Here is a 23,607-nt window from a genome sequence, read left to right on the forward strand (position 1 = left end):
GCCGCAAGCTTTGAATCATTTAAGTCTCGATTATCGAGTAAAAATACAAAACCGACCTAAAAAATGAGTATTGAAAAGGAGCTTTCTTATCAGATTACTAACACCTATAGCGTTTTAAACGATTTTACTGAAAAAACAAAAACGGTATGGCTGGTTTGTCACGGAATTGGTTACTTGAGCCGTTATTTTTTGCGGCATTTTTATCATTTAAATACTGAAGAAAATTATATCGTAGCCCCACAGGCACAATCTAAATACTATCTCAAAAACGAGTACAAACACGTTGGGGCTTCCTGGCTTACTAAAGAACGAACTGAAGCTGAAACAGAAAATGTACTTGCTTATCTGGACGAGGTTTACAAAGCTGAAAATCTTAAAAATGCTCGCAGACTGATTATTTTAGGATATTCTCAGGGAGTTTCAGTAGCGACACGTTGGGTAGCCTCACGCAAACTTAAATGTGATGAATTGATTATGCATTCGGGGAAAGTTCCTTCGGAATTAACAATGGAAGATTTTCAGTTTTTAAAAAACACCAACTTTAGCTTTATTTATGGAACCGAAGATGAATACCTAAAAAATGGAATTATTAAAGTGGAGGAAAAACGACTCAGAGAATTATTCCCAAACAATTTGGAAATAAAAACTTATAAAGGCGGCCACGAAGTTAATACCGAACTAATTGCTGAATTTGCTTAATTTAGGAGAATTCTGAAACCCTATACATTCTTCCTGAAACTGTCACGTCGAGCGCAGTCGAGAAGTCTATAATGTGATTATTTGTAAATGAAACAAAAAACTACCTCCAAAACATCTATTTTAAAAAGCATAGGTCCAGGCTTTTTACTGGCGGGAGCAGCTATTGGGGTTTCTCATTTGGTACAGGCCACCCGGGCCGGTGCCGATTATGGATTTATCTTAATTTGGGTTCTAATTATAGCCTGCATTTCAAAATATCCCTTTCTGGAATTTGGCCCCAGGTTTGTCGCCGGTACTGGAAACCATCTAATTACCGGTTATAAAAAACTCGGTAAATTTCCCTATTGGATCTATATTATGATTACTATAGGAAGTATGTTTATTATACAGGCCGCAGTGACTATTGTCACCGCCGGTTTAGCAGAGCGATTATTCAATTTTGGCTGGTCGCCTTTTTTATGGAGTGGGATTATTCTAAGTGCATGTATCGCTCTCCTTTTAATAGGAAAATATCCCGGCCTAGATAAAAGTATGAAGGTGATCGTTACCTTATTAACTCTCGCTACTCTTGCTGCCGTAATTATGGCTTTTGGGGCGGGAACAGTGAATGATGCAGTAACCACTGAGTCGCCTTCGCTTTGGACTACCGCCAGTTTGGGCTTTATAATCGCTTTTATGGGCTGGATGCCTATTCCGCTAGATGCTTCGGTTTGGCATTCCATCTGGACTAAAGAGAAAGCCTTACAAAACAAACAAAAAATTTCAGTAAAAGGCGCTTTTGCCGATTTCAACGTGGGCTATCTTTCGGCTGCTTTTATAGGTTCACTTTTCTTTCTACTAGGCGTTTTAGTAATGTTTGGCAGCGGAACTTCTTTTTCCAGCAACAGCGTAGAGTTCTCGAGCCAGTTGGTAGAACTTTACGGGAAAACCCTTGGCGAATGGAGCAAGCCTTTAATCTCGGTAGCAGCTTTTGTTACTATGCTTAGTACTGTTCTAACAGTTACTGATGCCTATCCCAGAGTAATCTCTGAATTAAAAAACCCTGAAAAGGATAAACCTGAAGACAAAAAAGAGAAATGGAAAATTTACCGAATTTCTATTTTCATTATCCCCGTCTTGTCTCTTTCAATTTTATATTTTCTCTCGGGTTCTTTTACCATTTTAGTAGATTTCGCCGCCGGACTTTCATTTCTTTCCGCACCTTTTCTAGCCTGGTTTAATTACAAACTGGTAACCGGAAAACAAATGCCGGAAAAACATCGACCAGGAAAAAACTATAGAGTTTTCAGCTTGATTTGTTTTGCCCTTTTGGTGATATTTAATTTTGTGTATTTGTATTATAATTTTTTGAGTTAGTTTTTTAACCAAATGATTCACGCACACTAAATTCACCTTAAATTAAACACAGGAATTTTCATCAACCGAAAACACTTTTTCTTTTAATACTTGAATGTCGCCATTAGTTGTAAGCTTTAAGTGATATCTATTGGTTTGAATTGGCGTGCAATAACTAACAGTTTTTAATACTATAAGTTCAAAACCGGAATTTGTAGCTTTTATAGCCCCCCCTTCAATATCATTAATTCGATAATAATAATCGTTTGCACGAATCCAAAGCAAGGCCTCTTCTTTTGTATTTATAGCACCTAAAAATTGCAGTAATTCATCCTTATTCCCAACCAATCTATTTTGACCTTCCGCCTGGTATTTTAAATAATAAAAACAAGATGCCGGTAAACAACTTGGGGCAAAACCGTTTTCCGGTTTTAAGTTGTTAAACTCCTCCTTGCACATATCGTCTTCTTCACTGACACATAGCACTCCGTTTTGACCTATAATTTTTTCGTTAAAATCATTCGGGCCGTTTACAAAAGCTTGAACAAGCTCCCAATAATTGTTTTCTATACCGGGATCCAGATCATGGAAAGGATATTCCTCAGAAATTGACTCAAAGCCTTTGGTAGAAATAGCGTCGTCAGTACTACAGGAAACAAAAAGAATGAGTGTAAAAAATAATATTGATATTTTCATAATAGTCGATTTCTTAATAGATGCAAAAATTACCAAATAGTTGCGTGTAAAAATAAAAAAAGCACAATCAAATTAATGATTGCGCTTTTTGGTACTATTACTTAAGCTCGATTTTTCGAGATCCCGAAACAAGTTCGGGATAAGCGATTCGCACATTTTTCTTTAGCGCAAAGCACTATGAAAAATGGCTCTCTGCTTACTTCACTTCTTCAAAATCTACGTCTTCTACGTCGTCTCCGCTTTTAGAGTTTCCTCCTCCGGCTTGCTGTCCGCCTTCAGCTCCGGTAGCACCTTGTTGTGGTCCACCTTGTCCGCCCTGGGCTTCAGCTTGTGCTTTATACATTTCTTCAGAAGCTGTTTTCCATGCTTCGTTCAATTTGTCTAAAGCAGGAGTGATTTGATCCAACTCTTTAGTTTCGTAAGCTTTCTTCAATTCTTCTAAAGCTTCTTCTACCGGCTTTTTCTTGTCTTCAGAAATCTTATCACCAAATTCTTTCAACTGCTTTTCAGTTTGGAAGATCATAGCATCAGCTTCGTTAAGCTTATCTACTTTCTCTTTGGCTTGCTTGTCTGCATCAGCATTAGCTTCAGCTTCCTGCTTCATTTTCTCGATTTCTTCTTCTGTTAATCCTGAAGAAGCCTCGATACGAATATCCTGAGATTTACCAGTTGCTTTATCGGTAGCACTTACTTTAATGATACCATTGGCATCAATATCAAAAGTCACTTCAATTTGAGGAGTTCCTCTTGGTGCTGGTGGAATTCCATCTAAGTGGAATCTACCAATTGTTTTATTATCTGCCGCCATTGGACGCTCACCCTGCAACACGTGAATTTCTACAGAAGGCTGATTATCTGCCGCGGTAGAGAATGTTTGTGATTTTTTAGTTGGAATTGTTGTGTTAGATTCAATTAACTTAGTGTTAACTCCTCCCATAGTTTCAATACCTAAAGAAAGTGGAGTAACATCAAGCAACAATACATCTTTTACATCTCCAGTAAGTACACCACCCTGAATCGCAGCACCAATTGCTACAACCTCATCTGGGTTTACACCTTTAGAAGGTTTCTTACCAAAAAATGCTTCTACTTCTTCCTGAATTTTAGGCATACGGGTAGAACCACCAACAAGAATTACCTCATCAATATCACTTTTTGAAAGACCTGCATCACTAAGTGCTTTCTTCACAGGATCCATAGAACGGGTTACCAATTCTGAAGCTAATTGCTCAAATTTAGAACGGCTAATAGTTTCTACAAGGTGTTTTGGACCGCTTGAAGTTGCCGTTACATAAGGTAAATTGATTTCTGTTTGACTTGAAGAAGACAACTCAATTTTAGCTTTTTCAGCAGCTTCTTTTAAACGCTGAAGTGCCATTGGGTCTTTTCTAAGATCAATATCTTCCGCTTTTTGGAAAGTATCTGCAAGATAATCTATTAATACCTCATCAAAATCATCACCACCAAGGTGTGTATCACCATTAGTAGACAATACCTCAAATACACCATCACCTAATTCAAGGATAGAGATATCAAATGTACCACCACCAAGGTCATATACAGCGATCTTTTGATCCTGAGATTTTTTATCCAATCCGTAAGCCAATGCTGCTGCTGTTGGCTCATTTATAATACGGCTAACTTTTAAACCTGCAATCTCACCGGCTTCTTTTGTAGCCTGACGTTGAGAATCGTTAAAATATGCAGGTACGGTAATTACCGCTTCTGTTACATCCTGCCCAAGATAATCCTCTGCGGTTTTCTTCATTTTTTGAAGTACCATAGCAGAAAGTTCCTGAGGAGTATATTTTCTTCCATCTATATCTACACGAGGAGTATCGTTATCACCTTTTACCACTTTATAAGGTACTCTTCCTGCTTCCCTAGAAGATTCAGAATATTTGTTCCCCATAAAACGCTTAATAGACGAAATAGTTTTAGTTGGGTTAGTTACTGCCTGACGCTTGGCCGGGTCACCAACTTTTATTTCGCCACCTTCCACAAATGCGATTACAGAAGGGGTAGTTCTTTTTCCTTCAGCATTAGGTATTACCGTAGGTTCGTTACCTTCCATTACGGAAACGCAAGAGTTGGTAGTACCTAAGTCAATTCCAATTATTTTACTCATAACTTTATACGTTGAATTTGATATTATTGATTTCAATTGTTCGAGGTGTTAAAGTCAATCTTTATGCCATCGAAAAACTTATGACAGGTTGTCATTTTCTTACTAAATCACTTGCCAAATCTGCGCTTTAGGCCGTAGTTTAGAATAAATTGCCACTTGATTATCCGTATTTTGAATTGAAAATATTATATCTAATCAATGTTTTGACACTTTATTTTGAAGTAGATTGTTAGTCACGAAATCGTTTTAATATTTCGTCAATTCCTTCTACTTCATACTAACAAATCCTTACTTTTGCAGCAAAATAGGAGTTACACAATGCGAAAAATTGAATGTATTAGTATTTTTGATATGTTGAAGGTGGGTGTAGGCCCTTCCAGTTCTCATACCTTAGGTCCCTGGCGAGCCGCACAAAGATGGATTGCAGAGTTACAGAAAAAAGGAACTTTTGAAGAAGTTGAACACATTCATATAGACCTTTATGGCTCTCTTTCCCTTACCGGAATTGGTCACGCCACAGATATTGCCACCATTTTAGGTCTTTGTGGTCACGATCCTGTAACTATGGATATTTCTATTATTGATGCTGAAATTCAAAAAATCAGGGAATCAAAAAAACTTCAAATTAATGGGGAAAAAGAGATCGATTTTAGCATTGCTGACGATGTAAAATTTAATCGTAAATTCCTTGATTTTCACCCAAATGGAATGACTTTTCGTGCTAAACTGAAAAGTGGTAAAAAAACCTCTTCTTCCTTTTATTCTATCGGCGGCGGCTTTGTGGTAAAGAAAGAACGTAAAAATGCCAGTAAGAAGATGAAAAGTTTTATGGAGTTTCCTTTTCCCATAGAAAAGGCTACAGAACTACTCGCCTATTGTAAAGCTGAAAACAAACCTATTTCTGAAATCGTTCTGGAAAACGAAAAATCACTTAGAAGTGAAGAAGAAATAAATTCTGGTTTAAAACAAATCTGGGATGTGATGCTAGAATCTATGTACATAGGTTGCCATACCGAAGGTACGCTACCAGGCGGACTCAATGTAAAACGTCGCTCTTTTGAAATGCACCAACGCCTTATTGGCGAAGAAAAATATGACTCTCCCGAAAATTGGATTACCGCGATTAGAAGAACGGAAGTGAAATTTAGACAGATTCTTAAATGGGTAAGTTGTTTTGCTATTAGTGTAAACGAAGTAAACGCATCGCTGGGTCGTGTAGTTACTGCGCCTACCAATGGTAGCGCAGGCACAGTTCCTTCAGTAATGATGTATTATATGGTCATAGAAAATCATGAGGCTACTTTTGAAGATATGAAACGCTTTATGCTTGTAGCCGGTGAGATTGGAAGTCTCTTTAAAAAAGGTGCCACAATTTCTGCGGCCATGGGTGGTTGCCAGGCAGAGATTGGTGTTTCCTCAGCAATGGCTGCGGGTGGATTAACAGAATTACTAGGCGGCACACCGGAGCAGGTGCTTATGGCTGCTGAAATTGCCATGGAACATCACCTGGGTTTAACCTGCGATCCTATAGCAGGTTTAGTACAAGTGCCTTGTATTGAAAGAAATGCAATGGGCGCCATAAAAGCAATAAATGCGGCTGAAATTGCCCTGGAAAGCGATGCGACTAAAGCAAAAGTTCCGCTAGATAAAGTGATTGAAACTATGTGGGATACCGCAAAAGACATGAACTCTAAATATAAAGAAACTTCAGAAGGCGGACTCGCAGTTAAAGTGAATTTAAGCGATTGTTAATCTTAATGTCATCGAAGAGCGAAGCGATGCGGCAATCTGTTCTTTGGCTGCTCTCTGCAGTTAGGGCTTATCGGCTGTTGATTTTCAGTTTGTAGTTTATGGTTGAGGGTTTTAATCTGTTTATAAGTATTGACTCTTTGTTCTCTTTCTTTACTCCTTCTTCTCCTGAAAAACAAATGTCGTTACGAGGAGGCGATAGCCGACGTGATAATCTGTTCTGAATCGGTTCTCGGCTTTGAGTTTTTCGTTTAGGTTAAATGTAATTCAAAAAGAAAAAATTGGCGGATTCCTTGCAACAACTAAAAATCGTCATTACGAAGAGCGAAGCGATGCGGCAATCTGTTCTTTGGCTGCTCTCTGCAGTTAGGGCTTATCGGCTGTTGATTTTCAGTTTGTAGTTTATGGTTGAGGGTTTTAATCTGTTTATAAGTATTGACTCTTTGTTCTCTTTCTTTACTCCTTCTTCTCCTGAAAAACAAATGTCGTTACGAGGAGGCGATAGCCGACGTGGTAATCTGTTCTGAATCGGTTCTCGGCTTTGAGTTTTTCGTTTAGGTTAAATGTAATTCAAAAAGAAAAAATTGGTGGATTCGTTGCAACAGCTAAAAATCATTATTGCGAAGAGCGAAGCGATGCGGCAATCTGTACTTTTGCTGCCCTCTTTAGTTAGGGCTTATCGGCTGTTGATTTTCAGTTTGTAGTTTATGGTTGAGGGTCTTTTATCTGTTTATAAGTATTGACTCTTTGTTTTCTTTTCTTTACTCTTTCTTCTCATGAAAAACTAATGTCATTAGGAGGCGATAGCCGACGTGGTAATCTGTTTTTGATCTGTTCTCGATTTTCGGTTATTTTTCATTTTTTTAATTATCAGTTTTTATTATTTAAGAAATAAAAATTAGTGAATTCGTGGCTTTAATTCCCACACAGTATTAAATTGCAGCAATAATCAAATTTACGCCTTTGGAGCTCCCAAAAATCCCACCAAAAATCAGCAACCTATTTCGCAATTACTGGTTCATGATAGGAACCTATTTTTTGTTTTTCTTTTTATTGGGATTTCTAAATACCTTTTTACCTAGTTTAGACCTGGAAAAATATCAGCAAACCGAGTTATTCAATTTAATGGACGAAAGCCCGCTGGCATTTATTCTTATGGCGGTTATTATAGCGCCCATTCTGGAAGAAAGTATGTTTAGAACACTTATAAAACCTTCTTTTACCGAAATCTATATTTTTATTTGTGCAGTACTTGCCTTTATAGGCCTTGGTTTTATTCCGCAGGAAGCGCATTCTTTACTTAAATATGGCCTGGTAATATTATCGGCTATTATCATTTTTCTTTTTTTGCAATCTCTCACACCTTCAAGATTTCTTAGAGTGTTTCGTATAATTCTATACCGAAATTATAGATTAATATGGCTACTTACCGCAGCTCTTTTTGGTTTGGTTCATATCTGGAATTATGTTGAAGGCTGGCAATTTGACCTTATTTTATTCCTGTTAATTTTTCCAAGAATTATCGCCGGGTATTTCTTCGGAAAAATAAAAGTTGAAAACGGAAACCTTATCTGGCCAATCGCTATGCACGCTATGAACAATGGAATTGTAGTCTTCTTTCTTCTTCCAAAAATTTTATAATGTTTGCGTCGAGGCATTTTTTAGAATCGAACTAGTTTGCCAGTAACTAATATTTTATATCTCCCTTCAATTTCCGGCCAAAATGAAATTTCAAAAGCTACACAGCTAATTTATTATTCTATAATTTTAAGGTCGGTGTTTTTATGCGTTTCAATTACTTCTTTATCTTTAGCCAAAATTTTAAGTATGCGCTTCTCTTTTAAACCAATTATTCTAACTTTTTTAGTCGGTATATTTTTCAGTTGTAAAAACCAGGAAAATGAGAAAGCTAAGACGTCCAAAGCTAATCTTCAGGCAACTGAAAAATCTTACCACCAAAAGTATATGGAAGAAATTGCGGAAATTAAAGAACGTGATTCTGTCTCAACTTCCGGAATGCTTAAAATTGAAGGCGGTGAATATATAATGGGTGGAAATTCAGCACAGGCCAGGCCAGATGAATTTCCGCAGCATAAAGAGACAATAGCAACAATTTTGGCAGACGAAACTGAGGTAACCAATGCTCAGTTTAGAGAGTTTGTAAACAGTACGGGATATATCACCACCGCCGAACGTAGTTTTGAAGTAGAAGGTGAAACTTTTCCTCCAGGAGCCCTCATTTTTAATTCAACTAACCCACAAGTCTGGTGGAAATTTAAAGAAGGTGCCAATTGGGAGCATCCACAAGGGCCAGAAAGTTCTATTAAAGGTAAAGAAAACCATCCCGTGGTACATGTTTCCTGGTATGATGCTATGGCCTATGCAAAATGGGCCGGGAAACGTTTACCAACCGAAGCCGAATTTGAATACCTGGCGCGTGGCGGAAAAGAAAATGAAATTTACCATTGGGGAAATGACTTTGAAAAAGCTACCGAATTTGTTAATTTTCATCAGGGAAATTTTCCTGTTGATAATGAATTAAAAGATGATTTCGCAAAAACAGCGCCGGTAAAAAGTTTTCCTCCCAATGCCTTTGGCCTTTATGAAATGGCCGGAAACACGTGGGAATGGGTTTTGGATACCTATTATCCTAATGCCTACTCAAAACTGAAGCAACGTACCGATGGTTATTTTAAAGAATATTATAATGCCGAACAGCAAAAGGTAATTCGTGGCGGTTCTTTCTTATGCAGTGAATCTTATTGCACTGGTTACCGAAATTCCGCCAGAATGAGCTCTACTCCCGAAAGTGGTTTAGAACATGTAGGTTTTAGATGTGTAAAAGATATAGAGTAACCAAGAGCATTTAAACGCAAATTATATCGCATAAATAGTTTATTCACAACCTAATTTACTGCGTGTATCAACCAGGTAAATAATCTTCCATTCGCCTTTAAATTTTATTAATTGAAAGGTGTTTACACCACAATGACTTAACTCGTCATTGACAAAAAATGAATAAGGAGTACTTACGTTTGCGATCACTCCATTAATATTAATTCTAAATCCATGTAGCTTCTCTTCAAATTTAGTTGTTATCGGGATTGAGGCAATAGCCGTCAAAAAAGCAGTATACTCTTTTGTAGCCAGCATGGTATTCCCTTTGGCATCTATAGTCACAGAATGCATTTTAATTTCAGGATGCGCAAATTCTCTTAATGCTGTAGAATCCTGATCGTGGAAAGCATAGAAAAATTCTTCAATCAAATTTTGAACATCTTCTTTTTCTGAATATTGACTCCAGCCTAACTGCGAGAGAAACAAAAAACTAATTAGGAAAAACTTATTCATTGGGGTATTTTTATAGAACCACTAATTTAGTATTTTAATACCTTCAAGCTAATCCCTTATACTATGAAAAAAGCATCGATTATTTCCCTCCTTTTATTTTTAGGTTTTATTTTCAATATCTCAGCCTTAAAAGCACAAGAAAAGATAGTTGGATATATTGTAGCCGGCAATGTTGATGATAAGTTTCATGAAATTACTGCTAAAAAACTCACCCATATAAATTATGCTTTTGCAAATATAAAAGACGGTGAAATTGTAGCAGGCAGTCCCGAGGATAAAGAACGATTCAAAAAGATCAATAGTTTAAAGCAGGATAATCCCGATTTAAAAATTTTAATCTCCGTTGGTGGTTGGGCCTGGTCTGGTGGCTTTTCTGAAGCCGTATCTACTAAAGCTAGAAGGGTACGTTTTGCAAATAGCGGGATTTCTTTTCTTAAAAAGCACAACATAGACGGGATAGACCTAGACTGGGAGTATCCGGGACAACCGGGAGCAGGAAATCTACATTCTCCCGAAGACAAACAGAACTTCACCTCCATACTTAAGCTTTTTAGAAAAAAATTAGATTCGGTTGGTAAAATTGATACGCAAGATTACCTATTAACCATAGCAACCGCGGCAAATGAAGAATATTTAAAGCATGTAGAATTAAATAAGATTCATCCTCACCTGGACTTTATAAATATTATGAGCTATGATTACCAGGGAGGTTGGAACGATTCCACTTCACATCATACCAATTTATATGTTTCAGAAACCGATCCAGAAGACTATAAAAATAGTACTATTACTGCAGTTAAAGAACATCTGGCAGCTGGTGCTCCTTCAGAAAAACTTGTTGTTGGGATTGCTTTTTATGGAAGAGGTTGGCACGAAACAGAAAATAAAAATTCTGGCCTGCACCAAAAAGCTTTTGGAAAATCTTTCAGTATAAATTACCGCGAGATAAAAGACAGCTTAAAAGACGGCAAATACAATCGGTTTTGGGATGAGGCGGCCAAAGCTCCCTATTTATGGCGGGAAGATACCGGCACCTTTATCACCTATGACGATCCTGAATCTATAAAACAAAAGGTAAAGTTTATTAAGGAGTTTAATTTAGGCGGCGCCATGTTTTGGCAGTACCATGGTGATGATGGCGAATTATTAGAAACGCTTTATACTGAACTTAAAAAACAATAAAACCAGCTTCTTGCCTTAAAACCGCGTGTTTTTGTATTTTTACCTTCCAAAATTTAAAATATGTCTGTAGCTAAGAAAGAATATAAAAGAGTTACCACCAAGTCATTGGTAGATATGAAAAAGAATGGCGAAAATATCGCTATGCTTACAGCGTATGATTACTCGATGGCTAAAATTGTAGATGGCGCCGGAATAGATGTAATTCTTGTAGGAGATTCTGCTAGTAACGTAATGGCTGGACACGAAACTACGCTTCCTATTACTTTAGATCAAATGATTTATCATGCAACCAGCGTGGTAAGAGCTATAAATCGTGCGCTTGTTGTAGTAGACCTTCCCTTCGGAAGTTACCAAAGTGATCCCAAAGAAGCTTTGAGATCTGCCATTAGAATTATGAAAGAAAGTGGCGGGCATGCCGTAAAACTTGAAGGCGGAAAAGAGATTAAAGAATCACTGAAACGTATTCTCCACGCCGGAATTCCGGTAATGGGCCATTTAGGTTTAACCCCACAATCTATTTATAAATTTGGAACTTACACTGTTAGGGCGAAAGAAGAAGCTGAAGCCGAAAAATTGAAATCTGACGCACTACTGCTGGAAAGACTTGGCTGTTTTGCCATAGTTTTAGAAAAAGTACCGGCAAAACTGGCAAAAGAAGTAGCCGAAAGTATAAGCATTCCAGTAATTGGAATTGGTGCAGGAAACGGTGTAGATGGCCAGGTATTGGTGGTTCATGATATGCTGGGAATGACCCACGAATTTAACCCGAGATTTTTAAGAAGGTACGCAGATTTACATACCGAAATGACTAAAGCTTTTGAAGGCTACCGTGATGATGTAAAGAGCAAAAGTTTCCCATCTGATGATGAGCAATATTAATAGCCCCTCCCAGCCTCCCCCAAAGGGGAGGAGTTATTCTCTCTTTCCTTAAATTTATGGCGTGGAAAAAATAATTTCAGATAAAAACAATCTTCAGGTACTTTTTGAAGACAATCACATTATTGTGGTAAATAAGCGTCCCGGTGATATTGTTCAGGGCGATAAAACCGGGGACAAACCGCTTAGTGAAGTGGTAAAATCTTATTTAAAAGAAAAATATAATAAGCCGGGAAATGTTTACCTGGGAGTTGTTCATCGTCTTGACAGGCCAACAAGTGGGATTGTTCTTTTTTCAAAAACCTCTAAAGCCCTCCCAAGACTAAACAAGCTTTTTCAGCAAAAAGAAGCACAAAAAACTTATTGGGCAATTGTAAAAAATAGGCCACCAAAAGAATCAGATACTTTAATTCATTTTTTAAAGCGAAATCAAAAACAGAACAAATCTTACGCACATATTAAAGAAGTTCCGGAAAGTAAAAAAGCTATTCTGGAATACCGAATGCTGAAAAAACTGGATAATTATTTCTTACTGGAAGTAGATTTACATACCGGCAGGCATCATCAAATTAGAAGTCAGCTATCGGCCATTGGTAGTCCTATCAAGGGAGATTTAAAGTATGGATTTGACCGAAGCAATAAAGACGCCAGCATCCATCTGCACGCCAGGGAATTAAAATTTATCCATCCCGTAAAAAAAGATGAGGTTCATATTACGGCTCCACCACCAGTGGAAGTGCTTTGGAATAATTGTGTTAACTAACATCGGCCTAAGATTATTATCTAAATAATTTTAAACTAAAATTAATTATTACCGCAATTTTAATCCCCTGGTTTTCACAAAACAACTACCTGCTTACTAGAGCTACTTTTTCAGCAATCACTTCAGATACAGGGCGATTTTGTATTTTGCTTTCCAGCCACGAAATTATATCAAGATAAAGAAACGCTCTACGCTCATAGGGATGGTTTTCATATTCCTTTAGCTTGGCGTGTAATTTTTTAAATTCATCTTTTATTTCAAGTGGGGATATTTCAGGTAAATTTCTTAGGAAAATTATCATTTGTTTTTGAACTTCGTGCAGATCGTTCATTTTAATCAAAAATTTATAAGTTGATTTAACGAGTCGGTCTAAATGATAATCCAATCCGGCTTCATAGTGAGCTACAAGACTTAAAATTCGGGCGAAGCACATTAAATCTTCCCGCATTTCCAAAGATTTATTATTGATAATTTTATTTAGGAATTCAATACATTTTTTGTTGTTTCCATCGCCAAAATAAAGACAGGCTATTTTGTAGTAAAAAACCATGATATGATGTTCATCAATACGATCTTTATACTTTTTAATACGTTTCTGGATTTTTTCAACCAACTCATCGCCGTTGGCAAAAGCGCCTTGCATAAATCTTAGATTGAGTTTATTGGAATACAAATAAAGAAAAGCCAATGCCTTAATGTTATCATCATCAGGAATTTTGGCATCTTTAAGCATCCCCTCAAGATTTTTAAGGGTCTTTTCAAATAAATTGCTGTGGTTTAAGTAAAATAAAGACTCCAGTAAATAATGATTCCCTTTTAAATAAGAAACAGGATGAATGGGTACCAAATGTTTATGCTCATTAAAAAGGTCTATCCATTTCATAGAATAACGATAGCAAGCCAAAAAATCTTGTGTTATAAAACTAAACCATAAATGGGCCTTGTAAAGCCATAATTTCTCCCTAAAACCTATGTTTTTGATTTTGTACTCCGGTAGGTTTTGATAAAAGTAATTCCGAATACTATCTGCTTCTTCTTGAGTTCTGGCGTATCCCATTTTAAGGAATATAGCATATAATTGTAAAGATAAATTGGAAAGCTTACTGGAAATTAAATTAAGTTCACTCAAATCTTCCGTTTGCTGAATTAGGCTCTCAGCTCTATTCTCTATACTCCGCGTAATGTATTGGGATTCTATAATTTTCTCTAACTCCAGGATTTCATAAGCCAGGTTTTTTTCTTCATATTCCAGTGCCTGCGTTTTTATTTTATCCAATAGCTTCAGGCTTTGTTTATAAAGTCCTTTTCTATAAAGGATATAAGCAAAATCAAACTGTTCCCTAATTTGAACCGGAATACTTTGATGTGCCGGATTCAGTCTTAAACTAATAAGAATTTGTTTATATAAATGTGCTTTTACATTTGATAACTGCTGTTTACTAATTTTAGTTTTTAATAGGATCTCTTTCTCATTATACTTCTTCAGCTTGGTCATCACCTTAAATAAATTCAGAAATTTACTATCGGTATTAACACCAATTCTTCCTACATACAACGAAAACTGACGCTTTTCTGAAGGAGAAAGCGACTTAATCAAGGAAAATAAGTTATCGGTTAAATCATTAGTCATTGTAACACAATCGTTTATAAAGTGCTGATTTACAGCACTATTATGTTTTAATTTTTAATTTAATTATCGTAATGACCTTATTGGATAAGGTCTGGAGTGTATAGATAAGCAATACTTTAGTTAAAGATAAAGTAAAATAAATCTCTTATGAGCACAGAAAAGGTAGAAATTTTTGACACGACGTTACGAGACGGAGAGCAGGTTCCAGGTTGTAAATTAAATACGGCCCAAAAACTTAAAATTGCTGCGCGCCTTGATGAGCTGGGAGTAGATGTTATTGAAGCAGGCTTTCCTGTTTCCAGTCCCGGCGATTTTCAATCTGTTAACGAAATCTCTAAACTGGCAAAGAATGCCGCCGTTTGTGGGCTCACCCGTGCTGTAAAAAAAGATATAGAAGTTGCTGCAGAAGCTTTAAAATATGCCAAAAGACCACGTATTCATACTGGAATTGGCACTTCAGATTCACACATTAAATTTAAATTCAATTCTACAAGGGAAGAAATTATTACACGTGGTGTGGCTGCAGTAAAACACGCCAAAAATTTTGTAGATGATGTTGAATTTTATGCTGAAGATGCCGGGAGAACAGACAACGAGTTTCTTGCACGAGTTTGTACAGAAATGATTAAAGCCGGAGCTACGGTATTAAATATTCCTGATACAACAGGCTATTGTCTTCCTGAAGAATATGGAAGAAAAATAAAGTATTTAAAAGATAATGTAAAGGATATTGATAAAGTTATTATTTCCTGTCATTGCCATAATGATTTGGGTCTTGCTACAGCAAATGCTATTGCAGGGGTTATGAATGGTGCACGCCAAATAGAATGCACCATAAATGGTATTGGCGAGCGCGCAGGAAATACAGCATTAGAAGAGGTAGTCATGATTTTAAGACAACACCCTACTTTAAATTTAAATACACTAATAGATCCAAAATTCCTTTTTGATACTAGTTGTATGGTTTCACAGGAAATGGGAATGTTAGTACAGCCAAATAAAGCTATTGTGGGTGCAAATGCATTTGCACATAGCTCTGGAATTCACCAGGATGGCGTGATTAAGAATCGTGAAACTTACGAAATCATTGACCCTGCAGAAGTTGGAGTAACCGAATCGGCCATTATTCTAACAGCAAGAAGTGGTAGAGCAGCTTTAGCTTATAAAGCTAAAAAAATGGGCTATGATTTAACGAAACTTCAATTGGATGCAGTTTACTCCGAATTTTTGAATTATGCTGATGCCAGAAGATGTGTGGAGGATGATGACATTCATAAAATTATGGAAATTTCAGAAAGAAAAATAAGAGCTACGGCCTAAATAGACCAGCTTTAAAAATAACATTGCAGTAGTTAAACAGAAAACTGTAATGAATTCCCTTCAATGGGATTGAATTTATAATAAACAAATGAAAAAAACTTTATTCGATAAAATTTGGGACTCGCATGTAGTGGAATCTATACCTGATGGGCCAGATATTTTATATATTGATAAACACCTAATTCACGAAGTTACAAGTCCACAGGCATTTAACGAACTTAAAGAGCGTGATATTTCGGTATTTAGATCAGGTCAAATTGTAGCTACGGCAGATCACAATACACCCACTGAAAATCAACATCTACCGGTTAAAGATTTATTGTCTAGAAAACAGCTTAAAGAATTAACCCAAAATTGCGAGGATAACAATATTACCCTATATGGTCTTGGACATCCTTATAACGGGATTGTTCACGTAATGGCTCCAGAGCTTGGAATTACTCAACCGGGTATGACTATGGTTTGTGGAGATAGCCACACCTCTACTCATGGTGCTTTTGGTACTATAGCTTTTGGGATTGGTACAAGCCAGGTATCACAGGTTTTTGCCAGCCAGTGTCTATTGGTAGAGAAACCTAAAAAGCTTAGGGTAAATGTAGACGGAAAGCTGAAAAAAGGTGTATTGCCAAAAGATGTGATTCTTTATATTATTAGCAAACTAGGTACAAATTCCGGTACCGGGTATTTTTGCGAATATGCCGGGAATGTTTTTGAAGAAATGTCTATGGAAGGCCGTATGACAGTTTGTAATATGAGTATTGAGATGGGTGCTCGTGGTGGTCTAATTGCTCCAGATGAAACTACTTTTGAATATGTAAAAGACAAAGAATTTGCGCCAAAAGCTGAAGATTTTGAAGCTATAAAAGCATATTGGGAAACTCTCAAAACCGATGAGGATGCAGAGTTTGATCAGGAATATACTTTTGAGGCGGAAGATATTGAACCTATGATCACCTACGGAACAAATCCGGGAATGGGAATTAAAATTACCGGTGCAATCCCAATGGAAGGTGGAAAGAGCGATGCCAAAGCTTTGGCTTATATGGGTTTTAAACCAGGGGAATCTTTACTTGATAAAACTATTAACTGGATCTTTATTGGAAGTTGTACCAATTCAAGAATTGAAGATTTTAGAGAAGCAGCGGCATATATAAAAGGTAAACAAAAAGCCGAAAATGTAAATGCTTTAATTGTACCCGGTTCACGGCAGGTAGCAGCACAAATAGAAGCTGAAGGCTTACGTGAAGTTTTTGAGAACGCAGGGTTTACCCTTAGGCAACCGGGATGTTCTGCTTGTCTGGCCATGAACGATGATAAGATCCCTGCGGGTGAATATTGTGTTTCTACCAGTAATAGAAATTTTGAAGGAAGACAGGGACAGGGTTCCAGAACAATATTAGCAAGTCCGTTAACAGCTGCTGCAACAGCAGTTTCAGGAAAATTAACCGACTTTACAAAAAACTTAAATTAAATGGAAAAGTTTATCACATTAACCGATACAGCGGTTCCTTTAGAAATAGAAAACGTAGATACCGACCAGATAATTCCTGCAAGGTTTCTTAAAGCAACAGACAAATCTGGTTTTGGAGAAAACCTATTTCGCGACTGGCGTTTTGATAGCAACGACGAGCCAAATCCTGAATTTGCTTTAAACAAATCAGAATATAAAGGCGCTATCCTGGTTGCAGGAGATAATTTTGGTTGTGGTTCCAGCCGTGAACATGCAGCCTGGGCAATTAAAGCATATGGGTTTAAAGTAGTTGTTTCCAGTTATTTTGCAGATATTTTTAAAGGAAATGCCCTAAATAACGGCCTACTTCCGGTGCAGGTAAGTCCGAAATTTCTAGAACTTCTTTTCATTGAAATTACTAAAGATCCTTCCGTAGAAATTAAAGTAGACCTGGAAGCACAGGAAATTAGTATTCCAAAGAAAGATATATCAGAAAGTTTTGATATAGATCCTTATAAAAAAACCTGTATGATCAATGGTTTTGACGATATAGATTTTTTAGTAAGTAAACTAGATGCCATAAAAGAATTTGAAACGAAAAGATCACAAAAATTACAAGCGACCAAACCCTTGTAAGTTGGAATCATTTTCGTCAAGCTGAACTTGTTTCAGCTTCTAACGTGATAAAACAACCAAAAAGAACTTAGATCCTGAAATAAATTCAGGATGACGCAATCAAAATCTTTTAGGAAGTATTAAAAATAACCACACACAAAGAAGAAGAATAATGAAATTAAAAATAGCAGTTTTACCCGGAGATGGAATAGGTCCCGAAATAACACAACAATCAGTTAAAGTTTTAAAAGCAGTAGCAGATCGTTTTGATCATCAATTTGAATTTGAAGAAGCCCTGGTAGGTGCAGCAGCAATAGATTTACTGGACAATCCTTTACCTGAAGCTACATTGGATTTATGTAAGAAATCTGATGCGGTGTTATTTGGGGCTATTGGCCACCCAAAATACGATAATAACCCAGATGCGAAAGTAAGACCAGAACAGGGTCTCTTGCAGCTTAGAAAAGGACTTGGTCTTTTTGCTAATATTAGACCCGTAAAAGCCTACGACAAACTTATTGAACAATCACCATTAAAAGCTGAGCGTATTGCCGGGGCGAATATGGTTATTTACCGGGAACTTACCGGTGGAATATATTTTGGAGATAAGTTTACTGCCGAAGATGGACAAAGCGCCACAGATGTTTGCTCTTATTCTGTAGAAGAAATCTCCAGAATGGCACACCTGGCTTTTAAAGCTGCTCAACAACGCTCTAAAAAACTAACACTGGTAGATAAAGCTAACGTATTAGAAACTTCAAGGTTATGGCGAAAAACGGTAACTAAAATTGGTGAAGAATATCCAGATGTAGCCTTAGATTTTCTTTTTATAGACAATGCGGCGATGCAAATGATTCTAAACCCAACACAGTTTGACGTAATTCTTACCGAAAACATGTTTGGCGATATTCTATCTGATGAAGCCAGTGTTATTGGCGGAAGTATTGGCTTGTTAGCCTCCGCATCTGTAGGTAAAGAAAATGCAATGTTTGAACCCATTCACGGTTCTTATCCACAAGCAACGGGAAAAGGAATTGCTAATCCTGTAGCCTCCATTTTATCGGCAGCAATGCTGTTAGAACATTTTGGATTGACAACTGAAGCTGAAGCCGTTAGAAAAGCGGTAGAACTTAGTATTAAACTAAATGTGTGCACTATAGACATTAACAAAGACAACCATTATACCACAGAAAAAGTGGGTCATTTCCTGGAAGGGCTTATTAGTGAAGTTGATAATATTAGTATCAACAACGAAAACCTAAACCTGGGACAAATGACAATTATTTAAGATTATTTTTCTTCATTCATTTATGTTTTGAACCCTTCGCATTTCGTGTGGTTTTGCGGGGGGTTTTTTAGTGATACCCACTTTGAAGGAGCTTTATTAAGCTTCTGCAAAGTGCTGTAGAACTATCCCGACTTTTTAGTCGGGATCTTTTTAATCTATACTCACATAAAATCTGAAAACTTAAACATCATCCTTTTTCCTTCTAATCTCTTCCAGTGCCAAATTATCCTTAGTTCCCAAATGTGAATGTTTCTTGCCTTCGGCAGCCTTATAAGTTCCATCTTGAACCTGACCTCCAATTACCTGGTAAGCTTCCCTAAAAGATTTCCCCTGCATCACCAAATCATTAATGCTATCTACCGTAAACAGGTATTTATATTTTTCATCTTGCAAATCTATATCCTTAACTTTTATTAAAGCGATAGAATGAATAAAAACGTCAAGAATCTCCTTAATATTTTCAACTGCATAAACACTGTTTTCCTTAATCAATTGGTAATCTCTATGGTAACCGCTGGGAAGATTATTGGTTATTAAGATCATTTCATTGGCAATACTTTGTAGTTTATTGCATTTTCCTCGAATCAATTCAAAAACATCAGGATTCTTCTTGTGCGGCATAATACTGGATCCCGTGGTAAGTTCATCTGGAAAAGTGATAAAATCAAAATTCTGACTCATATATAAGCAAATATCCATCGCGAAACGAGCTAAAGTATTTGCGACAGATGAAATATTAGCGGTCACGGTACGCTCACATTTTCCACGTCCTAATTGTGCGGCCACTACATTATATTTCAAGGTTGAAAAACCTAATTCTTTAGTGGTAAACTCCCTGTCAATAGGAAACGAAGAGCCATAACCCGCCGCAGAACCTAACGGATTTTGATCTACAACTTTTAATCCGGCTTCCAATAAATAAAGATCGTCTATAAGCAATTCTGCGTAAGCTGAAAACCATAAACCAAAGCTTGAAGGCATTGCCACCTGTAAATGCGTATATCCGGGAAGCAGTTTTTCCTGATGTTTATCGGCAAGGTCAAGAAGAACATCTATCAATTCCTTCGTTTTTTCAGAAATTTCATTTAGATTTTCTTTAAAATACAGTTGCATAGCCACCAAAACCTGATCGTTCCTGGAGCGGGCAGTATGAATCTTCTTCCCGGTGTCTCCCAGTGCTTTTGTAAGTTCAAATTCAATTTTAGAATGTACATCCTCAAAATCTTCTTCAATCTCAAAAGTTCCACTTTCAAATTGCTGTTGGAGTTTATCTAATTCTACTTCTATAGCCCCCACTTCTTCTGAAGTCAGAATACCAACTTTCCCCAGCATTCTGGCGTGGGCTTTTGAAGCCTTTAAATCATATTCAACAAGATGCATATCCAGCTCCCGATCATTTCCAACCGTAAACCTTTCTATTTTTTTGTCTATTGCCAATCCTTTATCCCAGAGTCTCATAGTTTTTATTTCAAGTTAAAAATTAATTATAAACGTCATTCTGAATTTATTTCAGAATCTAAGTTGTTATATACCCGGAACGTATTAGAAGCTGAAACAAGTTCAGCTTGACGCAAATTTTTCCATCAGTCTACTTATAGTCTTTATTTTTTTAATGCCTTTTCCAGCAATTTAATATACAGCTCAATCCCTTCTTCTATTTCCTTAACATAGATAAATTCATCTGCCGAATGTGATCTGGTAGAATCACCGGGGCCTAATTTTAAAGAAGGGCAGCTAAGCATAGCCTGGTCTGAGAGGGTTGGCGAACCGTAAGTTTCCATTCCCAAAGCAATTCCAGCCTTGACCAATTCGTGATCTTTTGGAATAGATGATGAATTTAACCTAAGCGAACGCGCATTAATTTCATCTACCGGTGCCTGATTTTGCAAAATTTCCTGAACATCTGCATTGGAATATGCATCATTTACACGAACATCTATCACCAGATCTACGTGTCCCGGCACTACATTATGCTGGCTGCCGGCATTGATTTGGGTTACCGTAAGTTTTACATTCCCCAATGCCTCAGATTGCTTCGGAAACTTAAATTCCTCAAACCATTTTAAAACATCTGCAGTTTTATAAATCGAATTATCACCATTGGGATGTGCCGCGTGAGATGGAGTTCCTTTTACTTTAGCGTCAAAAACGACCAGACCTTTTTCAGCAATGGCAAGTTGCATTAAAGTAGGCTCCCCAACAATGGCAACATCAATTTTAGGGATTTTTGGCAACATACAGGCAATACCGTTTTTCCCATTTATTTCCTCTTCCCCTGTTCCCGCAAAAACTAAATTATATTGCAAGTCTTGAGCTTCATAAAACCAGGTAAATGTTGCAAGTAAAGAAACAAGACAACCACCGGCATCATTACTACCCAAACCATATAATCTTCCGTCTTCAATTTTGGCTTCAAATGGATCTCTGGTATAGGCTGAATTCGGTTTTACCGTATCATGATGAGAATTAAGCAACAAGCTCGGTTTAGCCGAATCAAAATTTTTATTGGTTGCCCAAACATTGTTTAAATGCCTGGAATAAGTGATCCCTTTAGCCTTAAACCAAGCTTCCAGCAATTCAGCAGTTTTATCTTCTTCCTTTGAAAATGATTGTGTCTCTATAAGTTTTTTTAGTAAGCCTAAGGCTTCTTGTTGTAATTCTTCGAGCTTCATTAATTACTGATTTTAGTATAAACAGATTCCTTTTTTAATAATTTGAAATCACCCAAAAATATTTGCTTAACCCCATGCTCTAAAGCCTGGAAACAGTTATGCAGTTTGGGTAACATGCCATCACTTATTATTTTTTCTGCTAATAATTCCTCGTATTTCTCACGATCAATCTCCTCAATCACCGAATCGTCGTTTTGAGCATCGGCTAATACTCCTTTTTTCTCAAAACAGAAATAGAGTTCGGTTTCATAAATTGAGCTCATTGCCTGAGTAATTTCAGCGGCAACAGAATCTCCGTTTGTATTTAAAAGTACCCCTTCTTCAGTACAGGATATTGCCGAGAAAACAGGAGTTATATTTTGTTCTAAAATGGAATCAATAAAATTAGCGTTCACCTTTTTCACATCACCAACAAATCCAAAATCAACCTCTTTAACGGGACGCTTTTCAGAAACAATACTCAATCCATCTGCTCCACAAAGTCCTACTGCGTTATTCTCCAGAGCTTGTAATTTAGCAACAATATTTTTATTAATAAGACCTCCATAAACCATAGTGATCACTTTAATAGAATCAGCATCGGTAATTCTTCTTCCTTCAAACATTTGGGTTTTATATCCAAGTTTTCCGGCAATTTCAGTAGCCAGGTTTCCACCTCCGTGAACAAGAATTTTTGGTCCTTCTAAGGCAACAAAATCCTTTAAGAACTCTGTGAATTTAGCTTCATTCTCAATAAGCTTTCCTCCAATTTTTACAACTTTTAAAACCTTGCTTTTCATTTCTCTTTACTTTTGCAAGCTATAGCTCGCCTATTAGTTAAGCGTTTCCCTCTAAGTCTTTTGCTTTTACTTTTTCTTCTAAAATCCTTTTTAAAACGGCCTGTGCGGCAAAAGTTCTATTTCCCGCTTGTTGGATTACTACAGAATTTTCTGAATCTAAAACCTCATCGGCAATTACCATATTTCTTCTCACGGGCAGGCAATGCATCACTTTTGCATTATTGGTAAGCTTTAATTTTTCTGCAGAAAAAGTCCATTTTCGGTCTTCACTTAGTTTTTGCCCATAATTGTCATAACTACTCCAGTTCTTGACATACACGAAATCAGCATCTTTTAAAGCCTCGTTTTGATCGTGAATAACAGGAACATTTTTAGTAATTTCTGGATTAAGATCATAACCTTCGGGATTAGTGATCACAAAATCGGCATCAAGATTTTGTATAATTTCAGCAAAAGAATTTGGTACACTTTGCGGCAAAGCTTTAGGATGCGGTGCCCAGCTAAGTACAATTTTTGGTTTATCTTTCTTCTTTAATTCCGAGATAGTAATCGCATCGGCAAGTGCCTGAAGCGGGTGACCCGTAGCACTTTCAAGATTTACAACAGGTACCGAAGCGTATTTTTTAAAACTATTTAATACTGTCTCGGCCTCATCTTTTTCTTTGTCTTTTAAATCGGGAAACGCCCTCACCGCAATGATATCACAATACTGGGATAAAACGGCTGCTGCTTCTTTAATATGTTCTGCTTTATCAGAATCCATTACCGCTCCATCTTCAAACTCCAGCTTCCAGCTATCACTACCGGCATTCATTACCATAACATCCATACCCAGTAATTTTCCCGCTTTTTCAGTACTTAAGCGAGTTCGCAGGCTGGGATTAAAAAATAACATTCCCAGGGTTTTGCCTTTCCCTATTTCTAAAGTGGAGGTACCTTTTTTAAGTTCCAGCGCTTCAGTAACTAATTGCTGTAAATCTTCTATATCTGATAATTCTGTGTAATTCTTCATTTTGTTTGTTTTCTTTTGAAGCAATCTAAAAAGTTCTCAACCTTGTCATCCTGTACCAAAAG

Annotated in this window: 20 protein-coding genes; 12 read left to right on the forward strand and 8 right to left on the reverse strand. The window is 37.0% G+C overall.

Features of this window, described 5'->3' with window-relative positions; translation table 11 throughout:
- Positions 1–63: 63 nt before the first annotated feature.
- Both B5X51_RS03215 and B5X51_RS03220 read left to right on the forward strand, forming a co-directional pair.
- Positions 64–699 carry an alpha/beta hydrolase gene (locus tag B5X51_RS03215; RefSeq protein ID WP_079719429.1) on the forward strand — a complete coding sequence of 212 codons (636 nt, stop codon included), beginning with the start codon at positions 64–66 and terminating at the stop codon, positions 697–699.
- Positions 700–786: 87 nt separating this feature from the next.
- Positions 787–2,055: an NRAMP family divalent metal transporter gene (locus tag B5X51_RS03220; RefSeq protein ID WP_079719430.1), complete on the forward strand. Its 1,269-nt coding sequence runs from the start codon at positions 787–789 to the stop codon at positions 2,053–2,055.
- Positions 2,056–2,097: 42 nt separating this feature from the next.
- Here B5X51_RS03220 and B5X51_RS03225 read toward each other — a convergent pair whose 3' ends face one another.
- Together B5X51_RS03225 and dnaK are read right to left on the reverse strand one after the other, a co-directional pair.
- On the reverse strand, positions 2,098–2,730 hold the full coding sequence (locus tag B5X51_RS03225; protein ID WP_079719431.1) for a hypothetical protein: 633 nt from the start codon (positions 2,728–2,730) through the stop codon (positions 2,098–2,100).
- A 196-nt stretch (positions 2,731–2,926) separates the two neighbouring features.
- A complete protein-coding gene (dnaK, locus tag B5X51_RS03230) occupies positions 2,927–4,858 on the reverse strand; it encodes a molecular chaperone DnaK (protein WP_079719432.1) in 1,932 nt (643 codons plus the stop codon).
- Positions 4,859–5,176: 318 nt separating this feature from the next.
- Here dnaK and B5X51_RS03235 point away from each other — a divergent pair, with 318 nt between their 5' ends.
- The 3 genes from B5X51_RS03235 (at position 5,177) to B5X51_RS03245 (ending at position 9,463) form a co-directional block, all read left to right on the forward strand.
- Positions 5,177–6,610: an L-serine ammonia-lyase gene (locus B5X51_RS03235; protein WP_079719433.1), complete on the forward strand. Its 1,434-nt coding sequence runs from the start codon at positions 5,177–5,179 to the stop codon at positions 6,608–6,610.
- Between the two features lie 1,017 nt (positions 6,611–7,627).
- Positions 7,628–8,248 (forward strand): CPBP family glutamic-type intramembrane protease, encoded by a 621-nt coding sequence (locus tag B5X51_RS03240; protein WP_079719434.1) that lies wholly within the window; start codon positions 7,628–7,630, stop codon positions 8,246–8,248.
- Between the two features lie 186 nt (positions 8,249–8,434).
- Positions 8,435–9,463 (forward strand): formylglycine-generating enzyme family protein, encoded by a 1,029-nt coding sequence (locus B5X51_RS03245; RefSeq protein WP_079719670.1) that lies wholly within the window; start codon positions 8,435–8,437, stop codon positions 9,461–9,463.
- 39 nt (positions 9,464–9,502) lie between these two features.
- Here B5X51_RS03245 and B5X51_RS03250 read toward each other — a convergent pair whose 3' ends face one another.
- A complete protein-coding gene (locus B5X51_RS03250; protein WP_079719435.1) occupies positions 9,503–9,958 on the reverse strand; it encodes a 3-methyl-2-oxobutanoate hydroxymethyltransferase in 456 nt (151 codons plus the stop codon).
- Between the two features lie 63 nt (positions 9,959–10,021).
- On the opposite strand from B5X51_RS03250, the gene B5X51_RS03255 reads away from it, so the two are divergent.
- The 3 genes from B5X51_RS03255 to B5X51_RS03265 all read left to right on the forward strand — a co-directional run bounded on the left by B5X51_RS03255 (position 10,022) and on the right by B5X51_RS03265 (position 12,779).
- Positions 10,022–11,140: a glycoside hydrolase family 18 protein gene (locus tag B5X51_RS03255; RefSeq protein ID WP_079719436.1), complete on the forward strand. Its 1,119-nt coding sequence runs from the start codon at positions 10,022–10,024 to the stop codon at positions 11,138–11,140.
- Positions 11,141–11,200: 60 nt separating this feature from the next.
- On the forward strand, positions 11,201–12,019 hold the full coding sequence (gene panB, locus B5X51_RS03260; RefSeq protein ID WP_079719437.1) for a 3-methyl-2-oxobutanoate hydroxymethyltransferase: 819 nt from the start codon (positions 11,201–11,203) through the stop codon (positions 12,017–12,019).
- A 61-nt stretch (positions 12,020–12,080) separates the two neighbouring features.
- A complete protein-coding gene (locus B5X51_RS03265; RefSeq protein ID WP_079719438.1) occupies positions 12,081–12,779 on the forward strand; it encodes an RluA family pseudouridine synthase in 699 nt (232 codons plus the stop codon).
- An 85-nt stretch (positions 12,780–12,864) separates the two neighbouring features.
- On the opposite strand, the gene B5X51_RS03270 is transcribed toward B5X51_RS03265, so the two are convergent.
- Positions 12,865–14,409 (reverse strand): hypothetical protein, encoded by a 1,545-nt coding sequence (locus tag B5X51_RS03270; RefSeq protein WP_079719439.1) that lies wholly within the window; start codon positions 14,407–14,409, stop codon positions 12,865–12,867.
- A 147-nt stretch (positions 14,410–14,556) separates the two neighbouring features.
- Here B5X51_RS03270 and B5X51_RS03275 point away from each other — a divergent pair, with 147 nt between their 5' ends.
- The 4 genes from B5X51_RS03275 to leuB all read left to right on the forward strand — a co-directional run bounded on the left by B5X51_RS03275 (position 14,557) and on the right by leuB (position 19,082).
- Entirely contained in the window at positions 14,557–15,729 is a 1,173-nt protein-coding gene (locus B5X51_RS03275) for a 2-isopropylmalate synthase (RefSeq protein WP_079719440.1), read from the forward strand.
- Between the two features lie 88 nt (positions 15,730–15,817).
- Positions 15,818–17,200, forward strand: a complete 1,383-nt coding sequence (leuC, locus tag B5X51_RS03280; protein WP_079719441.1) for a 3-isopropylmalate dehydratase large subunit — start codon at positions 15,818–15,820, stop codon at positions 17,198–17,200.
- Complete coding sequence (gene leuD, locus B5X51_RS03285; RefSeq protein ID WP_079719442.1) at positions 17,201–17,815, forward strand: 3-isopropylmalate dehydratase small subunit; 615 nt, start codon at positions 17,201–17,203, stop codon at positions 17,813–17,815.
- Between the two features lie 151 nt (positions 17,816–17,966).
- Positions 17,967–19,082 (forward strand): 3-isopropylmalate dehydrogenase, encoded by a 1,116-nt coding sequence (leuB, locus tag B5X51_RS03290; protein ID WP_079719443.1) that lies wholly within the window; start codon positions 17,967–17,969, stop codon positions 19,080–19,082.
- A gap of 180 nt (positions 19,083–19,262) precedes the next feature.
- On the opposite strand, the gene argH is transcribed toward leuB, so the two are convergent.
- From argH to B5X51_RS03310, 4 genes are all read right to left on the reverse strand, one after another.
- Positions 19,263–20,540 carry an argininosuccinate lyase gene (gene argH, locus B5X51_RS03295; protein WP_079719444.1) on the reverse strand — a complete coding sequence of 426 codons (1,278 nt, stop codon included), beginning with the start codon at positions 20,538–20,540 and terminating at the stop codon, positions 19,263–19,265.
- 143 nt (positions 20,541–20,683) lie between these two features.
- Positions 20,684–21,754, reverse strand: coding sequence for a M20 family metallo-hydrolase (locus B5X51_RS03300; RefSeq protein ID WP_079719445.1), 1,071 nt, complete (start codon positions 21,752–21,754; stop codon positions 20,684–20,686).
- Positions 21,754–22,533: an acetylglutamate kinase gene (gene argB, locus B5X51_RS03305; RefSeq protein ID WP_079719446.1), complete on the reverse strand. Its 780-nt coding sequence runs from the start codon at positions 22,531–22,533 to the stop codon at positions 21,754–21,756. The genes B5X51_RS03300 and argB overlap by 1 nt, the downstream gene beginning before the upstream one ends.
- A gap of 37 nt (positions 22,534–22,570) precedes the next feature.
- On the reverse strand, positions 22,571–23,545 hold the full coding sequence (locus B5X51_RS03310; RefSeq protein WP_079719447.1) for an N-acetylornithine carbamoyltransferase: 975 nt from the start codon (positions 23,543–23,545) through the stop codon (positions 22,571–22,573).
- Positions 23,546–23,607: the final 62 nt, after the last annotated feature.

The organism is Salegentibacter holothuriorum (assembly GCF_900168045.1).
Lineage (GTDB): Bacteria > Bacteroidota > Bacteroidia > Flavobacteriales > Flavobacteriaceae > Salegentibacter > Salegentibacter holothuriorum.